Source organism: Haloarcula salina (assembly GCF_010119195.1).
Classification (GTDB): Archaea; Halobacteriota; Halobacteria; order Halobacteriales; family Haloarculaceae; genus Haloarcula; species Haloarcula salina.
In genome coordinates, this window is sequence record NZ_WRXL01000001.1 from 501,778 (window position 1) to 519,838 (window position 18,061).

General features: G+C 69.0%; 14 protein-coding genes. 10 read left to right on the forward strand and 4 right to left on the reverse strand.

Features of this window, described 5'->3' with window-relative positions; all coding sequences use genetic code 11:
- Window positions 1-30: 30 nt before the first annotated feature.
- The 4 genes from GM656_RS02665 to GM656_RS02680 all read left to right on the forward strand — a co-directional run bounded on the left by GM656_RS02665 (window position 31) and on the right by GM656_RS02680 (window position 5,268).
- Entirely contained in the window at window positions 31-564 is a 534-nt protein-coding gene (locus GM656_RS02665; protein WP_162412100.1) for a DUF5815 family protein, read from the forward strand.
- A gap of 165 nt (window positions 565-729) precedes the next feature.
- Window positions 730-960 carry a hypothetical protein gene (locus tag GM656_RS02670; RefSeq protein ID WP_162412101.1) on the forward strand — a complete coding sequence of 77 codons (231 nt, stop codon included), beginning with the start codon at window positions 730-732 and terminating at the stop codon, window positions 958-960.
- 168 nt (window positions 961-1,128) lie between these two features.
- Window positions 1,129-4,380, forward strand: coding sequence for a carbamoyl-phosphate synthase large subunit (carB, locus tag GM656_RS02675; protein WP_162412102.1), 3,252 nt, complete (start codon window positions 1,129-1,131; stop codon window positions 4,378-4,380).
- A 264-nt stretch (window positions 4,381-4,644) separates the two neighbouring features.
- A complete protein-coding gene (locus tag GM656_RS02680; RefSeq protein ID WP_162412103.1) occupies window positions 4,645-5,268 on the forward strand; it encodes a hypothetical protein in 624 nt (207 codons plus the stop codon).
- Window positions 5,269-5,372: 104 nt separating this feature from the next.
- Here GM656_RS02680 and carA read toward each other — a convergent pair whose 3' ends face one another.
- Complete coding sequence (carA, locus tag GM656_RS02685; RefSeq protein ID WP_162412104.1) at window positions 5,373-6,419, reverse strand: glutamine-hydrolyzing carbamoyl-phosphate synthase small subunit; 1,047 nt, start codon at window positions 6,417-6,419, stop codon at window positions 5,373-5,375.
- Between the two features lie 102 nt (window positions 6,420-6,521).
- On the opposite strand from carA, the gene GM656_RS02690 reads away from it, so the two are divergent.
- From GM656_RS02690 to GM656_RS02700, 3 genes are all read left to right on the forward strand, one after another.
- The gene (locus GM656_RS02690) at window positions 6,522-6,935 is read left to right on the forward strand and encodes an Lrp/AsnC family transcriptional regulator (protein WP_162412105.1); all 414 of its coding nucleotides are present in this window, start codon (window positions 6,522-6,524) and stop codon (window positions 6,933-6,935) included.
- Between the two features lie 208 nt (window positions 6,936-7,143).
- Window positions 7,144-8,019: a mechanosensitive ion channel family protein gene (locus GM656_RS02695; RefSeq protein WP_162412106.1), complete on the forward strand. Its 876-nt coding sequence runs from the start codon at window positions 7,144-7,146 to the stop codon at window positions 8,017-8,019.
- 151 nt (window positions 8,020-8,170) lie between these two features.
- Window positions 8,171-9,271, forward strand: a complete 1,101-nt coding sequence (locus GM656_RS02700) for an AI-2E family transporter (RefSeq protein WP_162412107.1) — start codon at window positions 8,171-8,173, stop codon at window positions 9,269-9,271.
- A 3-nt stretch (window positions 9,272-9,274) separates the two neighbouring features.
- Here the strand turns inward: GM656_RS02700 and GM656_RS02705 are convergent, their stop codons facing one another.
- From GM656_RS02705 to btuC, 3 genes are all read right to left on the reverse strand, one after another.
- Complete coding sequence (locus tag GM656_RS02705) at window positions 9,275-11,683, reverse strand: DEAD/DEAH box helicase (protein ID WP_162412108.1); 2,409 nt, start codon at window positions 11,681-11,683, stop codon at window positions 9,275-9,277.
- 74 nt (window positions 11,684-11,757) lie between these two features.
- A complete protein-coding gene (locus GM656_RS02710; RefSeq protein WP_162412540.1) occupies window positions 11,758-12,987 on the reverse strand; it encodes an ATP-binding cassette domain-containing protein in 1,230 nt (409 codons plus the stop codon).
- Window positions 12,988-13,034: 47 nt separating this feature from the next.
- Window positions 13,035-14,105 carry a vitamin B12 ABC transporter permease BtuC gene (gene btuC / locus GM656_RS02715; protein WP_162412109.1) on the reverse strand — a complete coding sequence of 357 codons (1,071 nt, stop codon included), beginning with the start codon at window positions 14,103-14,105 and terminating at the stop codon, window positions 13,035-13,037.
- Window positions 14,106-14,163: 58 nt separating this feature from the next.
- Here btuC and GM656_RS02720 point away from each other — a divergent pair, with 58 nt between their 5' ends.
- The 3 genes from GM656_RS02720 (at window position 14,164) to GM656_RS02730 (ending at window position 18,059) form a co-directional block, all read left to right on the forward strand.
- Entirely contained in the window at window positions 14,164-15,312 is a 1,149-nt protein-coding gene (locus tag GM656_RS02720) for a PGF-CTERM-anchored ABC transporter substrate-binding protein (protein ID WP_162412110.1), read from the forward strand.
- A gap of 1 nt (window position 15,313) precedes the next feature.
- Window positions 15,314-16,057 (forward strand): 5-formyltetrahydrofolate cyclo-ligase, encoded by a 744-nt coding sequence (locus tag GM656_RS02725; protein WP_162412111.1) that lies wholly within the window; start codon window positions 15,314-15,316, stop codon window positions 16,055-16,057.
- 82 nt (window positions 16,058-16,139) lie between these two features.
- Window positions 16,140-18,059, forward strand: coding sequence for a hybrid sensor histidine kinase/response regulator (locus GM656_RS02730; RefSeq protein ID WP_162412112.1), 1,920 nt, complete (start codon window positions 16,140-16,142; stop codon window positions 18,057-18,059).
- Window positions 18,060-18,061: the final 2 nt, after the last annotated feature.

An 18,061-nucleotide genomic window follows, 5' to 3' on the forward strand; every position in this document is an offset into this window, starting at 1 on the left:
TTTAACCGCGCGAGCACCCAACGACGGCCAATGGCAGAACCGCGCGTGCCCGGCGGACGCGAGTCCGAACTCGACCTCCCCTGTGGCGAACGCGTCGACACCCACGACCTCCATCTCGGGATGCGGGAGTTCGAGTGCGCCTGCGGCGGGACCCACGCCGTGGTGCTCGACCCGCACCCGCTGGCACGGTTCGTCCCCGAGTTCCTCACCGAGGTGCTCCAGGCGACCATCGAGACCAGCGACGACTACGAGGAGTTCACGACGGTCCACCTGATGGGCGTCGTCATGGAGGAGTTCCCCGACGCCGTCGTCGCCGCCGACACGAGCGAGGACGGCAACGTCGGCTTCTCGCTGGCGTGGGTGAGCGACTTCGACTCCCGGCGACTCCACGAGATCGTGGTCGAACTGGTCGTCGAGCTGATGGAACACGCCGTGAGCCACGCCGAGGACGACGACGTGATGGGGGAGTTCGAAGAGCAGATGCTCCAGTTCGACGTGGCGGCCTTCGTCGAGCAGTACCGCCGCGAACGCGACTTCGACGGCCGCAACGACACCGCGATATAGGGCCGCCGACCGAGACAGCGACCGTCGTTCGGGGGACGGCGACAGACAACGACCCCGTCGTCGTCCGACATCCCCCACTGCGTCGCCGTCCCCGGATTTTCCGAAATCTGCCGTCTGACTGCTGTCTGACGGCATTATATGGGGAATCAGGTAGTGACTGTGTGTATGGCTATGCGCGACGGCGAGTTCGAGCGCATCCTGACGGTGCTCGACGAGGCCGACGCGGACGGGTCGTTGACGGCCAGCGAGATTCTCGACCTGCTCGCCGAACACGACGAGGACTTCGACAGCGCCCACCGGGTCGCGACGATACTCGGTCGCCGCGCCCAGACCGGCGAGGTCGAAGTCATCCGGGAACAGCCCTACCGCTACCGCGTCTCCGACAGCGGAAACTGAGCCGCCGGGATCCGTTGCCGGCGGTGTCCGGCCCGACGGCCGGACCGGTCGGGCCGGGAGTGAGACGCATACCCGTGTGACGGAGCCACATTACGATATTCGAAATTCGGCTTCGAGCTTCGCATTGTTTCGCCGGGCTTATTACGATGTGCGGACTCCGCAGGAACAATGACAGCGGACGAGGACCGTACGATCCTGCTTATCGGTAGCGGCCCGATCAAGATCGGTCAGGCGGCCGAGTTCGACTACTCCGGCGCACAGGCGTGTCGCGCACTCCAGGAGGAGGGCGCCCGCGTCGTGCTCGTGAACTCGAACCCGGCGACGATCATGACCGACCCCGAGATGGCCGACAAGGTGTACCTCGAACCCATCAACACCGAGGCCATCTCCGAGATCATCCGGAAGGAGAAGCCGGACGGCGTCATCGCCGGCCTGGGCGGCCAGACCGGACTCAACGTCACGGCCGAACTCGCCGAGGAGGGCGTCCTCGAGGAGTACGACGTGGACGTGATGGGGACGCCGCTCGACACCATCTACGCGACGGAGGACCGCGACCTGTTCCGCCAGCGCATGGAGAACATCGGCGAGCCGGTCCCCCGCTCGACGACGATCACGCTCGACGAGGGCGAGAGCGTCACGGACCTCGACGAGGACTCGCTCGTGGACCGGGTCGAAGCGGCCGTCGACGAGGTCGGCGGGCTCCCGGTCATCGCGCGCACGACGTACACCCTGGGCGGCTCCGGCTCCGGCGTCGTCGACGAGATGGACGAGCTCCTCGAGCGCGTCCGCAAGGGCCTGCGCCTCTCGCGCAACAGCGAGGTGCTCATCACCGAGTCCATCGAGGGCTGGGTCGAACTGGAGTACGAGGTGATGCGCGACGCCGACGACTCGTGTATCATCATCTGCAACATGGAGAACATCGACCCGATGGGCATCCACACGGGGGAGTCCACGGTCGTCACGCCCTCGCAGGTCATCCCGGACGAGGGCCACCAGAAGATGCGCGACTCGGCGCTGAAGGTCATCCGCGAGCTCGGCATCGAGGGCGGCTGTAACATCCAACACGCCTGGCGCGACGACGGCACGCCCGGCGGCGAGTACCGCGTCGTCGAGGTCAACCCGCGCGTCTCTCGCTCCTCCGCGCTGGCCTCGAAGGCGACGGGTTACCCCATCGCCCGCGTGACCGCGAAGGTCGCACTCGGCAAGCGCCTCCACGAGATCGACAACGAGATCACGGGCGAGACGACGGCGGCGTTCGAGCCCGCAATCGACTACGTCGTGACGAAGGTGCCGCGCTGGCCCATCGACAAGTTCCAGGACACCGAGTTCGAGCTCTCGACCGCGATGAAGTCCACGGGCGAGGCGATGTCCATCGGCCGGACCTTCCCTGAGAGCCTGCTGAAGGCGCTTCGCTCCTCGGAGTACAACCCGGCCGTCGACTTCGACGAGATCGGCGACGACGAGCTCGAATCGCGGTACCTCGAACGCGCGAGTCCCGACCGCCCCTACGCTATCTTCGAGGCGTTCACGCGCGGGTACACGGTCGACGGGATCGTCGAACTGACCGACATCCACCGGTGGTACGTCGAGCGGTTCAAGGAGGTCGCCGACGCCGCAGAGGCCGCGCGCAACGGCGACTACGAGACCGCCGCCCAGGCCGGCTTCACCGATCAGGAGATCACCGCCCTCGCCGGCGGCGAGTTCAACGACACGCACGTCTCCTGGCTCCCGGCCGACCTGGACGACGACAGCGGCGACGAGGCGGAAGTCGAGGCCGCCACCGACGGGTCTGGGGTAACCGTCGACACCGTCGAAACCGATACCACCGACCGCGACTTCAAACTGGTCGACACCTGTGCGGGCGAATTCGAGGCGACGACGCCGTACTACTACTCGACGCGCGACCCGGTCTCGGGCATCGACCGCAACGAACTCCAGATCGACCCCGACGTCGAGAGCGTCGTCGTGGTCGGCGGTGGCCCCATCCGCATCGGGCAGGGCGTGGAGTTCGACTACTGCTCGGTCCACGCCGTCCGCGCGCTGGAGGAACTGGGCATCGAGGCCCACGTCGTCAACAACAACCCCGAGACGGTGTCGACCGACTACGACACCTCCGACGGCCTGTTCTTCGAGCCGGTGACCGCCGAGGAGGTCGCCGACGTGATCGAGGCGACCAACGCCGACGGCGTGATGGTCCAGTTCGGCGGCCAGACCTCCGTCGACATCGGCCACCCGCTCGAACAGGAACTCGAGCGCCGCGACCTCGACTGCGAGATCATGGGGACCTCCGTCGACGCGATGGACCTCGCCGAGGACCGCGACCGCTTCAACAAGCTGATGGACGAACTCGGCATCTCACAGGCCGAGGGCGGGTCCGCGACCTCCAAGGAGGAGGCCCTCGAACTGGCCCACGACATCGGCTACCCCGTCCTCGTGCGCCCGAGCTACGTGCTCGGCGGCCGCGCGATGGACGTTGTGTACAACGACGACGACCTCGAGACGTACATCGAGGAGGCCGTCCGCGTCTCGCCGGACAAGCCCATCCTCGTCGACGAGTTCCTCGCCGACGCCGTCGAACTCGACGTCGACGCCGTCGCCGACGAGGACGACGTGCTGATCGGCGGCGTGATGGAGCACGTCGAGACCGCCGGCGTCCACTCCGGCGACTCGGCGTGCATGATTCCGCCGCGCTCCCAAGAGATCAAGGACGTGATGCCGCGCATCCGCGAGGTCGTCGAGGATATCGCCGACGCGCTCGACACCGTCGGCCTGCTGAACGTCCAGCTCGCCGTCCGCGACGGCGAGGTGTACGTCCTCGAAGCGAATCCGCGCTCCTCGCGCACCGTCCCGTTCATCTCGAAGACCGCCGGCGTCCCGATCGCGAAGATCGCCGCGAAGGTCATGGCCGGCGCGTCGCTCGACGAACTCGACATCAAGGAGCAGATCCCCGACCAGGTGTCCGTCAAGGAGGTCGTCCTGCCGTTCGACCGCCTGCCGGGCTCCGACCCGCGCCTCGGCCCGGAGATGAAGTCCACCGGCGAGGTCATGGGCACTGCCGGCTCCTTCGGGAAGGCCTACCAGAAGGCCCAGATGTGCGTCGGCAAGCCCATCCCGCTCTCGGGCACCGCCATCGTCGACCTCCCGATCCTCGGATTCGAGGAGCACTTCGACGTGCAGGACTTCGACGACTACGAGGACACCGAGGCCATCATCGAGGCCATTCAGGGCGGCGAGATCGACCTCGTCGTCTCCCGCGACCGCGACGTGCTGGAGGCCTGCGTCGAGGAGACGGTGACGTACTTCTCGACCCGCGAGAGCGCCGAGGCCGCGCTCGAGGCGATCAACTCCGCCGACCAGCCCCTCTCCGTCCAGGCCATCGACGAGCGCCCCAAGACACAGCGCGAGTGGGGCTCTGAGTAGCACGACCGAACCGTAGCGATCGCGGTCACTTCTTTCGCTCTAGGCACCAGGAGCGACTGGTACTGCCGCGACGGGCCGTTCGAAGTTCGTGTTTCGAATCGTGACGTGAAGCGGGCGTCTCGTTGTCGTCTTCAACGGAATTCGTCCACAATTCATTACTCACTACCCTGTGAGGCGAAAAACACCACGTTCGTAATTCACTTACCTGCCGCTGTCACAGTAGGGGTATGCATCACGCTGTGACCGTCGCCACTAACGCGAGCGATGAGTGACGGGAACGTCGCGGACAGGGCGTTCACGCTCGCCGAGATGACGTCCAGCGACTCGGTGACGATGGAGGTCCTCGCCGGCCGCGAGGGTCGCTTCTCCCAGTCGCCGCCGCTCACCGAACCGCCGGTGACCTACCTCGACGTGGGGGAAGCGCCGGCGTACGTCCTGACGAACGGAAAGCGGGGCATCGGCCTCGGAACCAAGCGAAAGACCGTCTCGCCGGACGGCGACCGCCGGACCGTCGTCCTCGTCACCGGCCGCCGGACCCTCTGTCTCGTCGGGAAGCACGACGAGGACGAGGTCATCTCCGTCCCGCACGAGGCCGTCGCCGACGTGTCCTACAAGACCGGGCTCCGCGCTCACCGACTCGCGCTCAGGACCCCCCGAAAGATGTTCCACTGCTGGGTCCACCGCAAGACCGACGAATCGGTGCTCGAAGCCGTCGCGGCGTTCATCGAGGAGCGACAGACCGACGCGCCGGAGTCCATCGACGGCGGCGACGACGCCAACCGCGTCATGTACCGCGGCCGCCCCGTCGCGCCACAGGAACCGACGCCAGAACCCGAGGAGAAGCAGACCCGATACTACCGCGGCCAGCCGATCGACGACGACGAGTAAAGGATATTCTCTTCGCTCAACGACTCAGCGCTCGCGGCTGCGCCGCTCGCAATTCCGAGGGCCGCTCCCGTCGGTTGCGCCCCCTCGCTTCGCTCGGGCTCTCCCTACTCCCCGGTCATCGCCAGCACGTCGTCGAAGAAGCCGAGCGAGTCGTGCGGGCCCGGGTTGGCCTCGGGATGGTACTGACGGGTGATGATGTCGAGGTCGTCGTTCTCCAGCCCCTCGGGGGTATCGTCGTTGACGTTGATCTGCGTCACGTCCAGCTTCTCGCCGGGGTCGGCGACGGTGTAGCCGTGGTTCTGGGTCGTCATCACGACCTGATTGGTGCGGAGGTCGCGCACGGGCTGATTGACGCCGCGGTGGCCGAACTCCATCTTCTCGGTCTCGCCGCCGAGCGCGTTGGCGACGACCTGCTGGCCGAGGCAGATGCCCGCCAGCGGCACGTCGCCGACGTACGTCTCGACGAGTTCGCCGGCCTGTTCGAAGTTCTGGGGGTCGCCGGGGCCGTTCGAGATGAACAGCAGGTCCGGGTCGACGGCGGCCACGTCGTCCTCGCTCGCGTCGTAGGGGAAGACGTGGACCGTCGCGTCGCGCTCGACCAGCGAGTCGACGATGGAGCCCTTCGCGCCGCAGTCGACGAGCGCGACGGTCGCGCCGTCGCCGCCCTCGTTGTAGGACTCCACGTCGTCGACGGAGACCTGCGCGCCGATGTCCGTGTGGTCGGACATGTGCTTGCACTCGTGGAGTTCGTCGAGCGCGTCCTGCTCGCTCACGTCGGGACCGGCGGCGACGCCGCACTTCATCGCCCCCTCGTCGCGGATCTCGGTGACGATGTCGCGCGTGTCGAGGTGGTCGACGGCGGGGACGCCCTCGGATTCGAGCCACTCGGCCACGTCGTCGGTCATCTCGCGAGCGACGGCCGCGCGCGGATGGACGCGGTCGGACTCGAAGCGCTCCTCTCGGACGCCGTAGTTGCCGATGAGCGGGTACGAGAACGTCAGGACCTGCTCCTCGTAGGACGGGTCGGTGAGACTCTCCTCGTAGCCGGTGTAGGCCGTTGTGAATACCAGTTCGCCGCGAGCGGTGCCGGGAGCGCGTGCGCGCGCCTCGATGACGCGGTCACCCTCCAGCGCCACGTATGCGTCAGCCATTACGAGATGCGTATACTTTTGTGGGCCATAAGGGTTGCTTTCGAAGCCGAGTTTCGAATTTCGTAATCCTCAAGTCGGGACCGGGAGTATCCTCGCATCTCGATGGACGACCTCGACAGAGAGATACTCTCGATCCTCCGCCGGGACTCCCGAACGCCCTACACGGAGATCGCCGACCAGGTCGGAACGTCGGAGGGAACAGTGCGAAACCGGGTCGAACAGCTCGTCGAGGACGGCGTCATCGAACGCTTTACCGTCGCGACGCGGACCGGCAACGTCAAAGCGATGATCGAAGTCGGCGTCGACGTGAACGTCGACACCAGCGCCGTCACCGACCGCATCGCCGAGTGGCAGGAGGTCGACTTCGTCTGGCAGGTCTCCGGTGAGGAGGACATCGTGGTCGTCGTCGACGCCGCCGACACCGACGCCGTCAACGGACTCATCACGAAGGCCCGGGAGCTAGAGGAGGTCGTGGGGACGAAGACGAGGCTGATCTTGGACGAGCGAGTGGGGTGAGCGACAGCGAACCCACTCGGTGAACCGATATTTGCCGAGTGAGGCTAATATTGGACGAACGCGTCGGCTGAGCGCAGGCGAAGCGACGCGCAGAACCGATATTTGCCGAGTGAGGTTGATTTTGGACGAACGCGTCGGCTGAGCGCAGGCGAAGCGACAATCTATCCGCGTGGCTGACATTCATGGTCGTCGCCCCGGTACGGAGGGTATGCAGGTCACGGACCCGTTTTCGGGGGACCTCGCCTCGACGTACGCGCAGCTCGCGGAGGACGGCGCGGAGTTCCTCGTCGTGGGGGCGGTCCTCTATTTCCTGGGTCGGTTACTCCTCGTTCCGGCCATCCGCTGGGGACTGGAACGGTCGAAGATCGACCAGACGCTCGAGAGCGCGCTGGGAAGCGTAAGTCACCTCGTCGTCGTCGTCCTCGCGGTGGTCGTCGCCGCGAGCGTCGCGGGGTTCCAGGGGACCCTCGCCGGCTCGACGCTCGTCGCGGCCGGCGTGACGATCGCCGTCGGACTGGCCGCCCAGGACGTGCTGGGGAACTTCGTCTCGGGCGTGTTCATCGTCACCGACCCGGACCTGAACGTCGGCGACACCATCGAGTGGAACGGCAAGCGCGGCGTCGTCGTCGACATCGACCTCCGGGTGACGCGCGTCCGGACGCCCGACAACGAGCGGATCATCGTCCCGAACACCGACCTGGCGACGAGCGCGGTGACCAACCGGACCTCGACGGGACCGATCGGGATCTCGTACAACTTCGGCGTCGGCTACGACGCCGACCTCGACGAGGTGGAGGCCATCATCAGGAGCGTCGCCCGCGACATCGACCACGTCGCCGAGAAGCCGGAACCGGTGGTCGGGGTCGACGAACTCGCCGACACCGCCGTCCTGGTGACCGGGCGCATCTGGATTCCGAACAACCGTCGGAACCGATTACCGAGCGTCCACTCGTCGTTCGTCCGCGGCGTCCACGAGGCCTGCCGCGCCGAGGGCATCGACCTCAGCGAGACGAGACAGCACGCGGTCTCGGGCGACCTCGCGGTCCACGACCCCGCGGAGACGGTCGACGAGCGGTCTCCGTGAAGAGTGCGCCCGATCCGGTCCCGGGTGGGCCACCGGCGAGCGACTCTCGGCGTGCCGACGCCGCGAGGTCGACGACACGCTCGCACGAATCGCACCAGTACGGGGCGAAAAACGTCCGTACGTTTATATTGATAGATAAGATGGCAAGTATATGGACGAGAAACGGTTCGTCGTCGCCCTCTTCGGTCTCCTGGTCGCCGTCGTCGTCGGGTTCCTCGCGTTCCGGTTCATCGCCGCGTTCACCGTCTCGGTGTTCCTCTACTACTCGACGCGGCGGTACTACGGCTCGCTTCGGCGGCTCAAGCTCCCCGCGCGGGTACGGGCGGTCGTCGTCATGGCGTCGCTCGCGCTCCCGCTGCTGTTGATCGTGAGCTACGCGACCGTGTTGCTCATCGTACAGGCCCGGCAGTTCGTCACCGAGTACGCCCTCATCGACGTGGCCGCGACGCACGTCAGCTGGCTCGACGGAGCGGAGTCCGTCCCTGACTTCACCGTCGAGGGGCTGTACACCGCGTATCAGTCGGGACAGCTCTCGCCGTTCGTCACGTTCCTCAGCGAGAACGCCATCGTCTTGACCTCCGTCGCCTCGTCGTTCGTCCTCAATCTGTTCGTCACGACCATCGTCACGTACTACCTCCTGCTCGACGGGCGTCGCATCCGCGAGTGGCTGCTCCGGTTCGACGACGACGCCATCATCCGCGAGTACCTCGAGGCCGTCGACGCGGAACTCGAAGCGGTCCTGTTCGGGAACCTCCTGAACGTGGTCGCCATCTCGCTCATCGCCATCGCGGCGTTCTCCGGGTACAACGCGGTCGCGCCCGCGGCCGTCGAGGTCCCGTATCCGGCCCTGGCCGGCGCGCTGACGGGCATCGCCAGCCTGATTCCCGTCGTCGGGATGAAGGTGGTCTACCTCCCGCTGACCGGGATCGCGGCGCTGCCGGTGCTGCTCGACGGCGAGTCCGCGCTGCTGGTGTACGTGCTCGGCCTCCTGCTCGTCGCCGTCGTCGTCGTCGACACCGTCCCCGACCTGGTGCTGCGGCCGCTCCTCAGTGGCGAGGACACGCACGTCGGGCTCCTGATGCTCGCGTACACGCTCGGGCCGGTCGTGCTGGGGTTCTACGGGCTGTTCTTCGCTCCGATACTGCTCGTCGTGGGACTGACGTTCGCGAACACCGCGTTACCGCGACTCCTCGGGGCCGACGAGCCCGAGACGCTGGCGTCGAACCAGATGCGACTCGACGACTTCCGATAGCCGTCAGCTCGTCTCGCCGGTCAGGCCGTCGAGCAGGTGAATCGCGCCGTGTTTGTCCAGCGGATCGTTGGCGTTGCCGCAGTGGGGCGACTGCACGCAGGCCGGACAGCCGTCGGCGCAGTCGCACGAGCGTAGCATCGACAGCGTCGTGTCCAGCAGCGGTCCGATGTCGCGGTACCCGGCACGCGTCAGGCCGATGCCGCCGGGATAGCCGTCGTAGACGAATATCGTCGGCTCGCCGGTGTGAGGGTGGTGCGGCGTCGAGAGGCCGCCGATGTCGCCGCGGTCACAGAGGTACTCGAAGGGGAACATCGAAATCGCGGCGTGCTCGGCGGCGTGGATCGACCCGGGGAAGTCGCCGGTCCCACCGCCGTCGGTGGCCGCGTCGCCGGAACGACTGTCGCCAACGCCGCGGCTGCCTTCAGGTCCGTACTCGCCGCGGCGAATCTGAGCCGTCAGTTCAGACGGGACGGTGTGGTACAGCGCCTTGGTCTCCAGCGTCGTCTCGGGCAGGTCCAGCGCGCGCTGGCCGAGCACCTCCCCCGAGGAGCCGTCGCGGCGCTCGTACCCGGTGATCTGCTTGCGCATCGTCACCGACGCGAAGCGGACCGGCACGTCCTCGCGGGCCGGCAGTCGCCGCTCGTCGAGGTCGGCCTCGACGGTGATGGTCTTGTCGTGCAGGACGCGCGTGAAGTAGTCCGCCCACGTCCGGGACAGTTCGGCGACACCGGTGGCGAGGTCCAGATCGGTCACCTCGTAGCGCCGACCCTGGTGGTGGTAGATCGCGCCGGGGTGGGCGTCGCGCAGCGCGTCCTCGAACGGGAGCGTCGCGATCACGTCGCCCTTCGCCACCAGTTTCACCTCGCGGTCGTCGACCGTCCGGAGGTTCATCTCGTGGTGCGGGCTGCCGGTGCCGAGCCAGCGGATGCCCTGGTCGGTCTGGCGGCGGTCGAGCGCGCCCGCCGATTCCAGGTCCGCGACCACGTCGGGAAACCGCTCACCGAAGTGTCGGTCGTCGTCGGGCGAGAGCCAGTTCTCGCAGGCCGCCGCGTGGACGTGGTCGGGGAGCAACTGCTCGTTCTCCGGGTTCGTCACGGCCTGTTCGGCCCCGGTCTCGAACAGCGCGTCGGGATTGCGCAGGACGTACTGATCCAGCTGGTCCTCGCCGCCGACGAGCGCGACGAGCGCCGGATCGGTCCCGCGGCCGGCCCGCCCGGCCTGCTGGAACGCCCGCATCCGCGTGCCGGGGTACCCGTCGAGCAGGACGGCGTCCAGCCCGCCCACGTCGACGCCGAGTTCGAGCGCGCTGGTCGACCAGACGCCCCGGAGGTCGCCGGACTGGAGGCCCCGTTCCAGTTCGCGGCGGCGCTCGTCGGTCAGCGCGGCCTGGTACGCCCCGACGGCGTCCGCGAGGTCGTGTTCGCCGCGGTCGCGGAGTTCGTCGGCGCTGTCGCTCGCGTAGCGCTCCGCGGTCTGGCGCGAGCCGGCGAAGACGACCGTCTGGAGCCCCCGCGCCACGAGGTCGACGAACAGCCGCTTGGTCTCGACGTGGTTCGACCGCCGCCGGCCGCTGCCCCAGCCCTCGCCCTCGTACTCGGGCGGGTTCCACAGCAGCCAGTGGCGCGGGCCGCTGGCGCTCGCGTCCGCGTCGACCAGTGCGAACGACGCCTCCGACTGGCCGGTGACGGCCGCGGCGTGTTCGACGGGATTTCCGATAGTGGCGGAACAGCAGATCCACTCCGGGCCGTCCTGGGTGCCGCTGTCGCTGCCCGCGTCGAAGCGCTCCGCGACCCGCTGGAGGCGGCGCATCACGAGCGAGACGTGGCTACCGAAGACGCCGCGGTAGCCGTGGACCTCGTCGATCACGACGGTTTCGAGGCGCTGGAAGAACCAGTCCCACAGGCGATAGGCGTGGGGCAGGATGCCGTAGTGGAGCATGTCCGGCGTCGTCAGCAGGACCGTCGGCTGGCGCTCCCGGATGGCCTCCTTTTCGGACTTGGACTGGCGGCCGGTGTACTGCGCGACCGAGACGCCGGAGGCGAAGCCCAGGCCCCGCGCCAGCTCGGAGAGCGTCTCGGTCTGATCGTTGATGAGCGCGACCTGCGGCGCGACGTACAGCGCCGTCGCGCGCCGGTCGAGCGCGCGCTCGAACGCGGGGACGGTGTAGGCGAGGCTCTTGCCGCTCGCCGTCTCGGTCGCGAGCACGACGTTCTCGCCGCTGCGGACGGCCTCGATGGCCGCGACCTGGTGGGCGTAGAGGTCCTCGATGCCCCCGTCGGCGAGCACGCCGGCGAGGCGGTCGTCGACGTCGCAGTCGGCCGTCCGCGCGGATCGCCCGGGGACCGTCCGCTCGTCGACGATCTGGCCCTCGTAGTACGGGCGCTCGCGGAGCCACGCGATGGTGTCGTCCACGGGCGGGCTACGGGGACAGGAGGTATCGGTGTTGCTGTTTTTCGGCTCGAAGCCGTCCGGGGAACGACACCCGTTCAGTCGGTCGAGGACTGACCGAGGGGCGCGGCCGCGTCCGTCTCGACGGGTGGCGGCAGGGTCGCGACTGCCGCCGGAAGCGCGGCCAGCGGCACCGTGTCGCCGACGAGTCCGGATGGGGCGTCGTCGGGACCGTCTCTCCCGTCGGTCTCGACGCCCAGACGGACGCGACCGGCCTCGACCACGGGCGCGTTCCCGTCGCCGACCGCCCCCGCGACCACGACGGCGTCGGCGGCCCGGGCGAGGGCGACCGCGCGCTCGCGGGCCGTATCGTCGACGCCGGCGAAGGCCGGAACCGTCACCGCCTCGCAGTCGAGGTCGGCGGCCCGCTCGGCGGCCGCGTCGCCGGCCGGAACGACCCCCACGCTCACCCGGCAGTCGGCACCGACCAGGCTCGCGAGCGCGTCGGCCGCCGGCGCGCCGGTCCCAACGACGTGGACCTGCCGGTCGACCGCCTCCCGCTCGGCCAGCGGCGTCACCAGCGGTGCGTCGGTGCCCGGTTGGGTCGTCACCAGCGTCTCCGCGTCGAACGCGTCCCGGAGCGTGTCGCTGGTGAGCACGTCGCTCGGACGGCCCGCCGCGCGGACCGCGCCGTCGGCGAGCAACACCAGTTCGTCGCAGTACCGCGCCGCCAGATTGAGGTCGTGGATGGCGGCGACGGCCGTCTTCCCGTCGGCGACGAGCGAGCGGACCAGTTCGAGCGTTCGGACGGCGTGGTTGATGTCCAAGTTCGCCGTCGGCTCGTCGAGCAGGAGGACGGGCGTCTCCTGGGCCAGCGCCCGTGCCAGCAGGACGCGCTGGCGCTCGCCGCCGGAAAGCGATGTGAACGGCCGGTCGGCGAACCGGTCGACGCTCGCGCGCTCCATCGCCGTCTCGACGGCGGTGTGGTCGCACTCACCCATCCGGTCGAAGCGCCCGAGATGGGGCGTCCGCCCCATCTCCACGGTCTGTCTGACGGTGAAGTCGAAAGAGAGGTCGGTGCCCTGGGGCGTGCTCGCGACGAGGCGGCCGACCGCCTTCGCCGAGCGGTCAGCCACCGGTTCGCCGTCGACGCGGACTGTCCCGCCGTCCGGTTCCAGCGTCCCCTTCACCGTCCGCAGGACCGTCGTCTTGCCCGCGCCGTTGGGACCGACGAGTCCGACGAGGGTCCCGCGCTCCACGTCGAAATCGACCCCCGAGAGCACGCGCTGGTCGCCGAAGGTCACCGAGAGGTCGGCCACGTCGAGCATCGGCCCGCGGCGGTCCGGCGCCGGGTCCGCGTCGTCACCGGCCCCGCTCACAGCTCTCGCACCTCCCGCTTGCGGAGCAGGTACAGGAAGAAGGGCGCGCCCAGCGCGGCGGTGACGATGCCGACGGGGACCTCGGCGCTGCCCGAGCGCGCGAGCGTGTCCGTCGCGACGAGAAAGGAGGCCCCCGCGAGCGCCGCCGTCGGGAGCAGGATCCGGTGGTCCGGGCCGACGAGCAGGCGCATGACGTGGGGGACGATGAGGCCGACGAAGCCGATGATCCCGGCGACGGCGACGCCGGCGGCCGTGACGACCGACGACAGCGCGAGCAGGACCCGCTTGGTCCGCTCGACCTCGATGCCGAGGCTCTGGGCGTCCTCCTCGCCCAGCAGCATGACGTTCAGGTCGCGGGCGTAGGCCAGCAGGACGACGAACGGCACGGCGACGAGGAGGACGCTGCTGGCCACCTCCGGCCACGACGCGCCCTTGAGGTGGCCCATCAGCCAGAACAGCGCCTGGCGGATGCTCTCGCCGCTTTGCAGGAGGAGAAAGGAGACGACCGCGCCGAGGAACGTCTGGACGGCCACGCCGGCGAGCAGCAGCGTCGCCACGGGCGTCTCGCCGTTGCGCGTCGCGATGAGGTAGACGCCGAAGGCGGCGAGAATCGCCCCCGCGAAGGCCGCGCCGCGCAGGCCGAGGCCGAGGGGAATCGCGACCGGCGCGACGATGTACCCGACCGCGCCGACCGCCGCGCCGGAGGAGACGCCGATGATGGAGGGGTCGGCCATCGGATTCCGGAAGATTCCCTGCATGATCGTGCCCGCCGCGGCGAGCGAGAAGCCGACCACCGCGCCGAGCAGGATGCGAGGCAGGCGGACCTTCATGACGATCTGCGTCTGGAGGTCGGTGACCGGATAGGCGAACAGGCGAGTCGTGGACACGTCGAGCGCGAGGCCGGAGAGGGAGACGCCGGTCGGGACCGCGACGGCGTTGAGCAGCACCTTCGCGACCGCACCCGGGGGAATCCAAACCGGGCCGATTCCGGCGCTCACCGTCACCACGGCACAGAGGACGGCGGTGAGGCCGGCCGACCACCCGACGGTACGCCCCGCGAAACGCATGTGTGAAACCCCACTTGCAGTAGGTAAGTATTTATTGCTCCTGACGCCCGCCTACAGTATGTCACGACTCTCGCCCGCGGTTGTCGGACTCTTGCTCGTCGTCTCGCTCGTCGGCGTCGCTCCGGCGTCGGCGACGACCGCCGCCCAGTCGGGTGACTGCGCGTTCCCGGTGACGCTGACAGACGCGACCGGGACCGAGGTCACCATCGAGGAGCGCCCCGAACGCGTCACGACGACGAACCCCTCGGCCGCCCAGACGATGTGGGAGGTCGGCGGCCGGTCCCAGGTCGTCGGACTGACGCAGTACGCCAGCTATCTGGATGGGGCCGAGAGCCGAACCAACGTCTCGGCCAGTTTCGGCGTCAGCGTCGAGAAGGTCGTCGGCACACAGCCGGACCTCGTGCTCGCGCCGAACGCCAGCGCCGGCGACGTGGAGGCGCTCCGACAGGCCGGCCTGACGGTGTATCACTTCCGCGCCGCGACGACCGTCGCGGACATCCGCGAGAAGACGACGACCACCGGCCGGCTGACCGGGAACTGCGAGGGCGCGGCCGAGGCCAACGCCTGGATGGACGCGAACGTCGAGGCCGTCGGCGCGGTGACCGCCGACGTCGAGGACCGTCCGACGGCGCTGTACCCGCTCGGGAGCGGCTACGTGGCCGCCGGGAACACGTTCATCAGTTCGCTCATCGAACTCGCGGGAGTGGAGAACGTCGCCGCGCGCAACCACACTGGCTACCCGCAGCTCAGCGACGAAGTGATTCTGCAACTGGACCCCGAGGTGCTGTTCGTCACCGAGAACTCGGCCGACATCGCCAGCACGGAGCCCTACGCCAGCACCACCGCCGGCGAGCGGAACGCGACGGTGTTCCTGGAGGTTCGAGACCTCAATCAGCCCGCGCCCCGGAGCGTGGTCAACGTCGCGCACAACGCCACTGCACAGCTGTATCCGGACCGCTACGACGCCGACAGTTACGTTCCCCGGTCGGCCGTCGCGGTGACGCCGACCGAGACGGAGGCCGGCGGCGTGACGGGAACGGCGACGGGCACCCCGACCCAGACGAGCGAGCCGACGCCCGCGGACCACACGCCGAGCAGCGACCAGCCCACGACCGACGCCAGCGGCCCCGGATTCACTGCCACCGCGGCGCTCGCGGCCCTGGTCGCCCTCGTCTGCGCGCTGGGCGTCCGACGGCGGGAGGACTAGCGTGGACAAGCAGGCCATCCGAGAACGGGTGTGGGACGCGCTGGAGGAGCGCGGCGTCGCCCGCTTCCCGTTCCCGCCCCACGATCGGATTCCGAACTTCGAGGGGGCGGGGACGGCCGCCGAGCGCCTGACCGAGACGCCGGTCTGGGACGCGGCGGAGACGGTGAAGGCGAACCCCGACGCGCCGCAGTTGCCCGTCCGACGGGCGGCGCTCCGGGCAGGCAAGACGGTGTACATGGCCGTGCCGCGCCTGCGAGACGAGCGGTGTTTCTACGAGCTTGACCCCGAGGAACTGGACAACGTGGAGGCCGCGCCGGCGGTGTCGAACGTCGCCGACCACGCGCGCCAGGTCGGCCCCGAGGCCGTCGGGTCCGTCGACCTCGTCGTCTCGGGGTCGGTCGCGGTCACCGAGAACGGCGCACGCGTCGGGAAGGGCGAGGGGTACAGCGACCTCGAATACGCCGTGCTCCGCGAGTTGGGCCTCGTCACCGAGGACACGCCGGTCGCGACGACGGTCCACGAGCTGCAGGTCGTCGGCGGACCCGAGGGCGTCGTCGACGCGACCGCCCCGGTCGACGCTCACGACGTGCCGATGGACTGGGTGGTCACGCCCGAGCGCGCCGTCGCGACGGAGACGCCACACGCGCGGCCGACGGGCGTCGACTGGGACGCGCTCGCCGACGACCGGATCGCCGAGATGCCGGTCCTGGCCGTCCGTCGACCGAACCGTCGGGAGGACGAGTGAGGCGCGGGGTTGGCCGAATCGGACGGCGACCGCGGATTGAATCGGTCAGTAGTGCTTTATGTACTCACACGGTAATGTGGGCATGGATTCTCCCGTGACGACCGGGACTCAGCGCGAGGGAGGCCAGCGGCTCGGTCCGCTGCATGTCGTCTACGTGGACAGCGACGACGGCGACGCGTCCGAGGTTCGCACGACGCTTTCGGCGGCCGACGACGAGTTCGACGTGAGAGTGTGTGAGACCGCTGACGACGCGCTCTCGGCGCTCGAAGACGGCGCCGTCGACTGCGTCGTCAGCGAGTACCAGCTGCCGGACCGGGACGGCGTGGCGCTGTTGCGAGCGATCCGGGACAGCCGCCCGACGCTCCCGTTCCTCCTCTTTACCGACGACGGGGACGAGCGCGTCGCCAGCGACGCCATCTCCGCCGGCGTCACGGACTACCTGACGAAGACGCCGCTCGCTGAGCAGACGGCGGTGCTCCGCCAGCGAATCGCCGCCGCGGTGTCGGAGCGCCACGCGGAGACGCGCATCCTCGACCGCATGACGGACGCGTTCTTCGCGCTGAACGAGGACTGGGAGTTCACCTACCTCAACGACCGCGGTCGGCAGGTCATCGCGGACGCGGCCGAGATAGCGACCGAGGACGACGACCTGCTCGGACGCGACATCTGGGAGGCGATTCCCTCGGCGGTCGGGACGGAGTTCCACGAGCAGTACCACCGGGCGATGCGCGAGCAGGAGGCGGTCTCCTTCGAGGCGTACTACGACCCGCTCGGGACGTGGTTCGAGGTGAACGCCTACCCGTCGGCGTCGGGGCTGTCGGTGTACTTCCGGGACGTCACCGAGCGCCGCGAGCACGAGCGCGAACTCGGACAGCGCGAGGAAACGCTCAGGGAGACGTACCGCGTCGTCTCGCGGAAGGACCTGGACCTCGAAGCGAAGGTCGAGCGGTTGCTCGACATCGGTCGCGAGGCCCTCGGGACCGACATCGCCGCCCTCTCGCGTATCGAGGGCGACACCTACGTCTTCGAGATCGTCCGGGACCCGACGGGCGAGACGGAGGCCGGCGACACCGTCCCGCTGGCGGCGACCAACTGCGAGCGGGCGGTCGTCGAAGAGGAGACGCTCGTGCTCGCCGACATCGCGTCGGACGCGCCGGACCTGACCGAGCGCGCCGGGTTCACCGAGATGGGCATCACCTGCTATCTCGGGACGCCGGTCGTCGTCGACGGCGAGGTGTACGGCACCTTCTGCTTCTACGACACGGAGCCCCGCGAGCCGTTCACGGACTGGGAGGTCACGCTCGTCGAACTGATGGGCAACTGGGTCAGCTACGAGCGCGAACGCGAGCGCCACCGCGAGGAACTCACACGCGAGCGAAACCGCCTCGAGGACTTCGCAAACGTCGTCAGCCACGACCTCCGGAACCCGCTCAACGTCGCCTTCGGCCGGCTCGAACTCATCGCCGCCGAGTACGACGGGGACACCGAGCACGTCGCCGCGGCCCGGCGCGCGCTCGAACGGATGGACGAACTCATCGAAGACGTGCTCGCGCTGGCCCGCGGCGGCGACAGGGTCGTCGACGCCTCGGCGGTGGCGCTCGACGACGTCGTCACGGCCGCCTGGGACACCGTGGAATCGGGCGACGCGACGCTCGCCCTGGTGGACGAAGACGCGCGGCTCACGGGCGACGCGACGCGGCTCCAGCAACTGCTCGAGAACCTCTTTCGCAACGCTCTCGAACACGGCGGCGAGTCCGTCACCGTCCGCGTCGGCGCGCTCCCGAACGGCCGGGGCTTCTTCGTCGAAGACGACGGACCGGGCCTCTCGGAAGACGACCGCGAGCAGGTGTTCGAGCGCGGCTACACCACGAGCGACGACGGCACCGGCTTCGGCCTCGCCATCGTCAAGCAGATCGCAGAGGCCCACGGCGGCGACGTCGCGGTGACCGAGAGCGAGGCAGGCGGCGCGCGCTTCGAGGTGACCGGGATTCCGGCCGGGTGAGC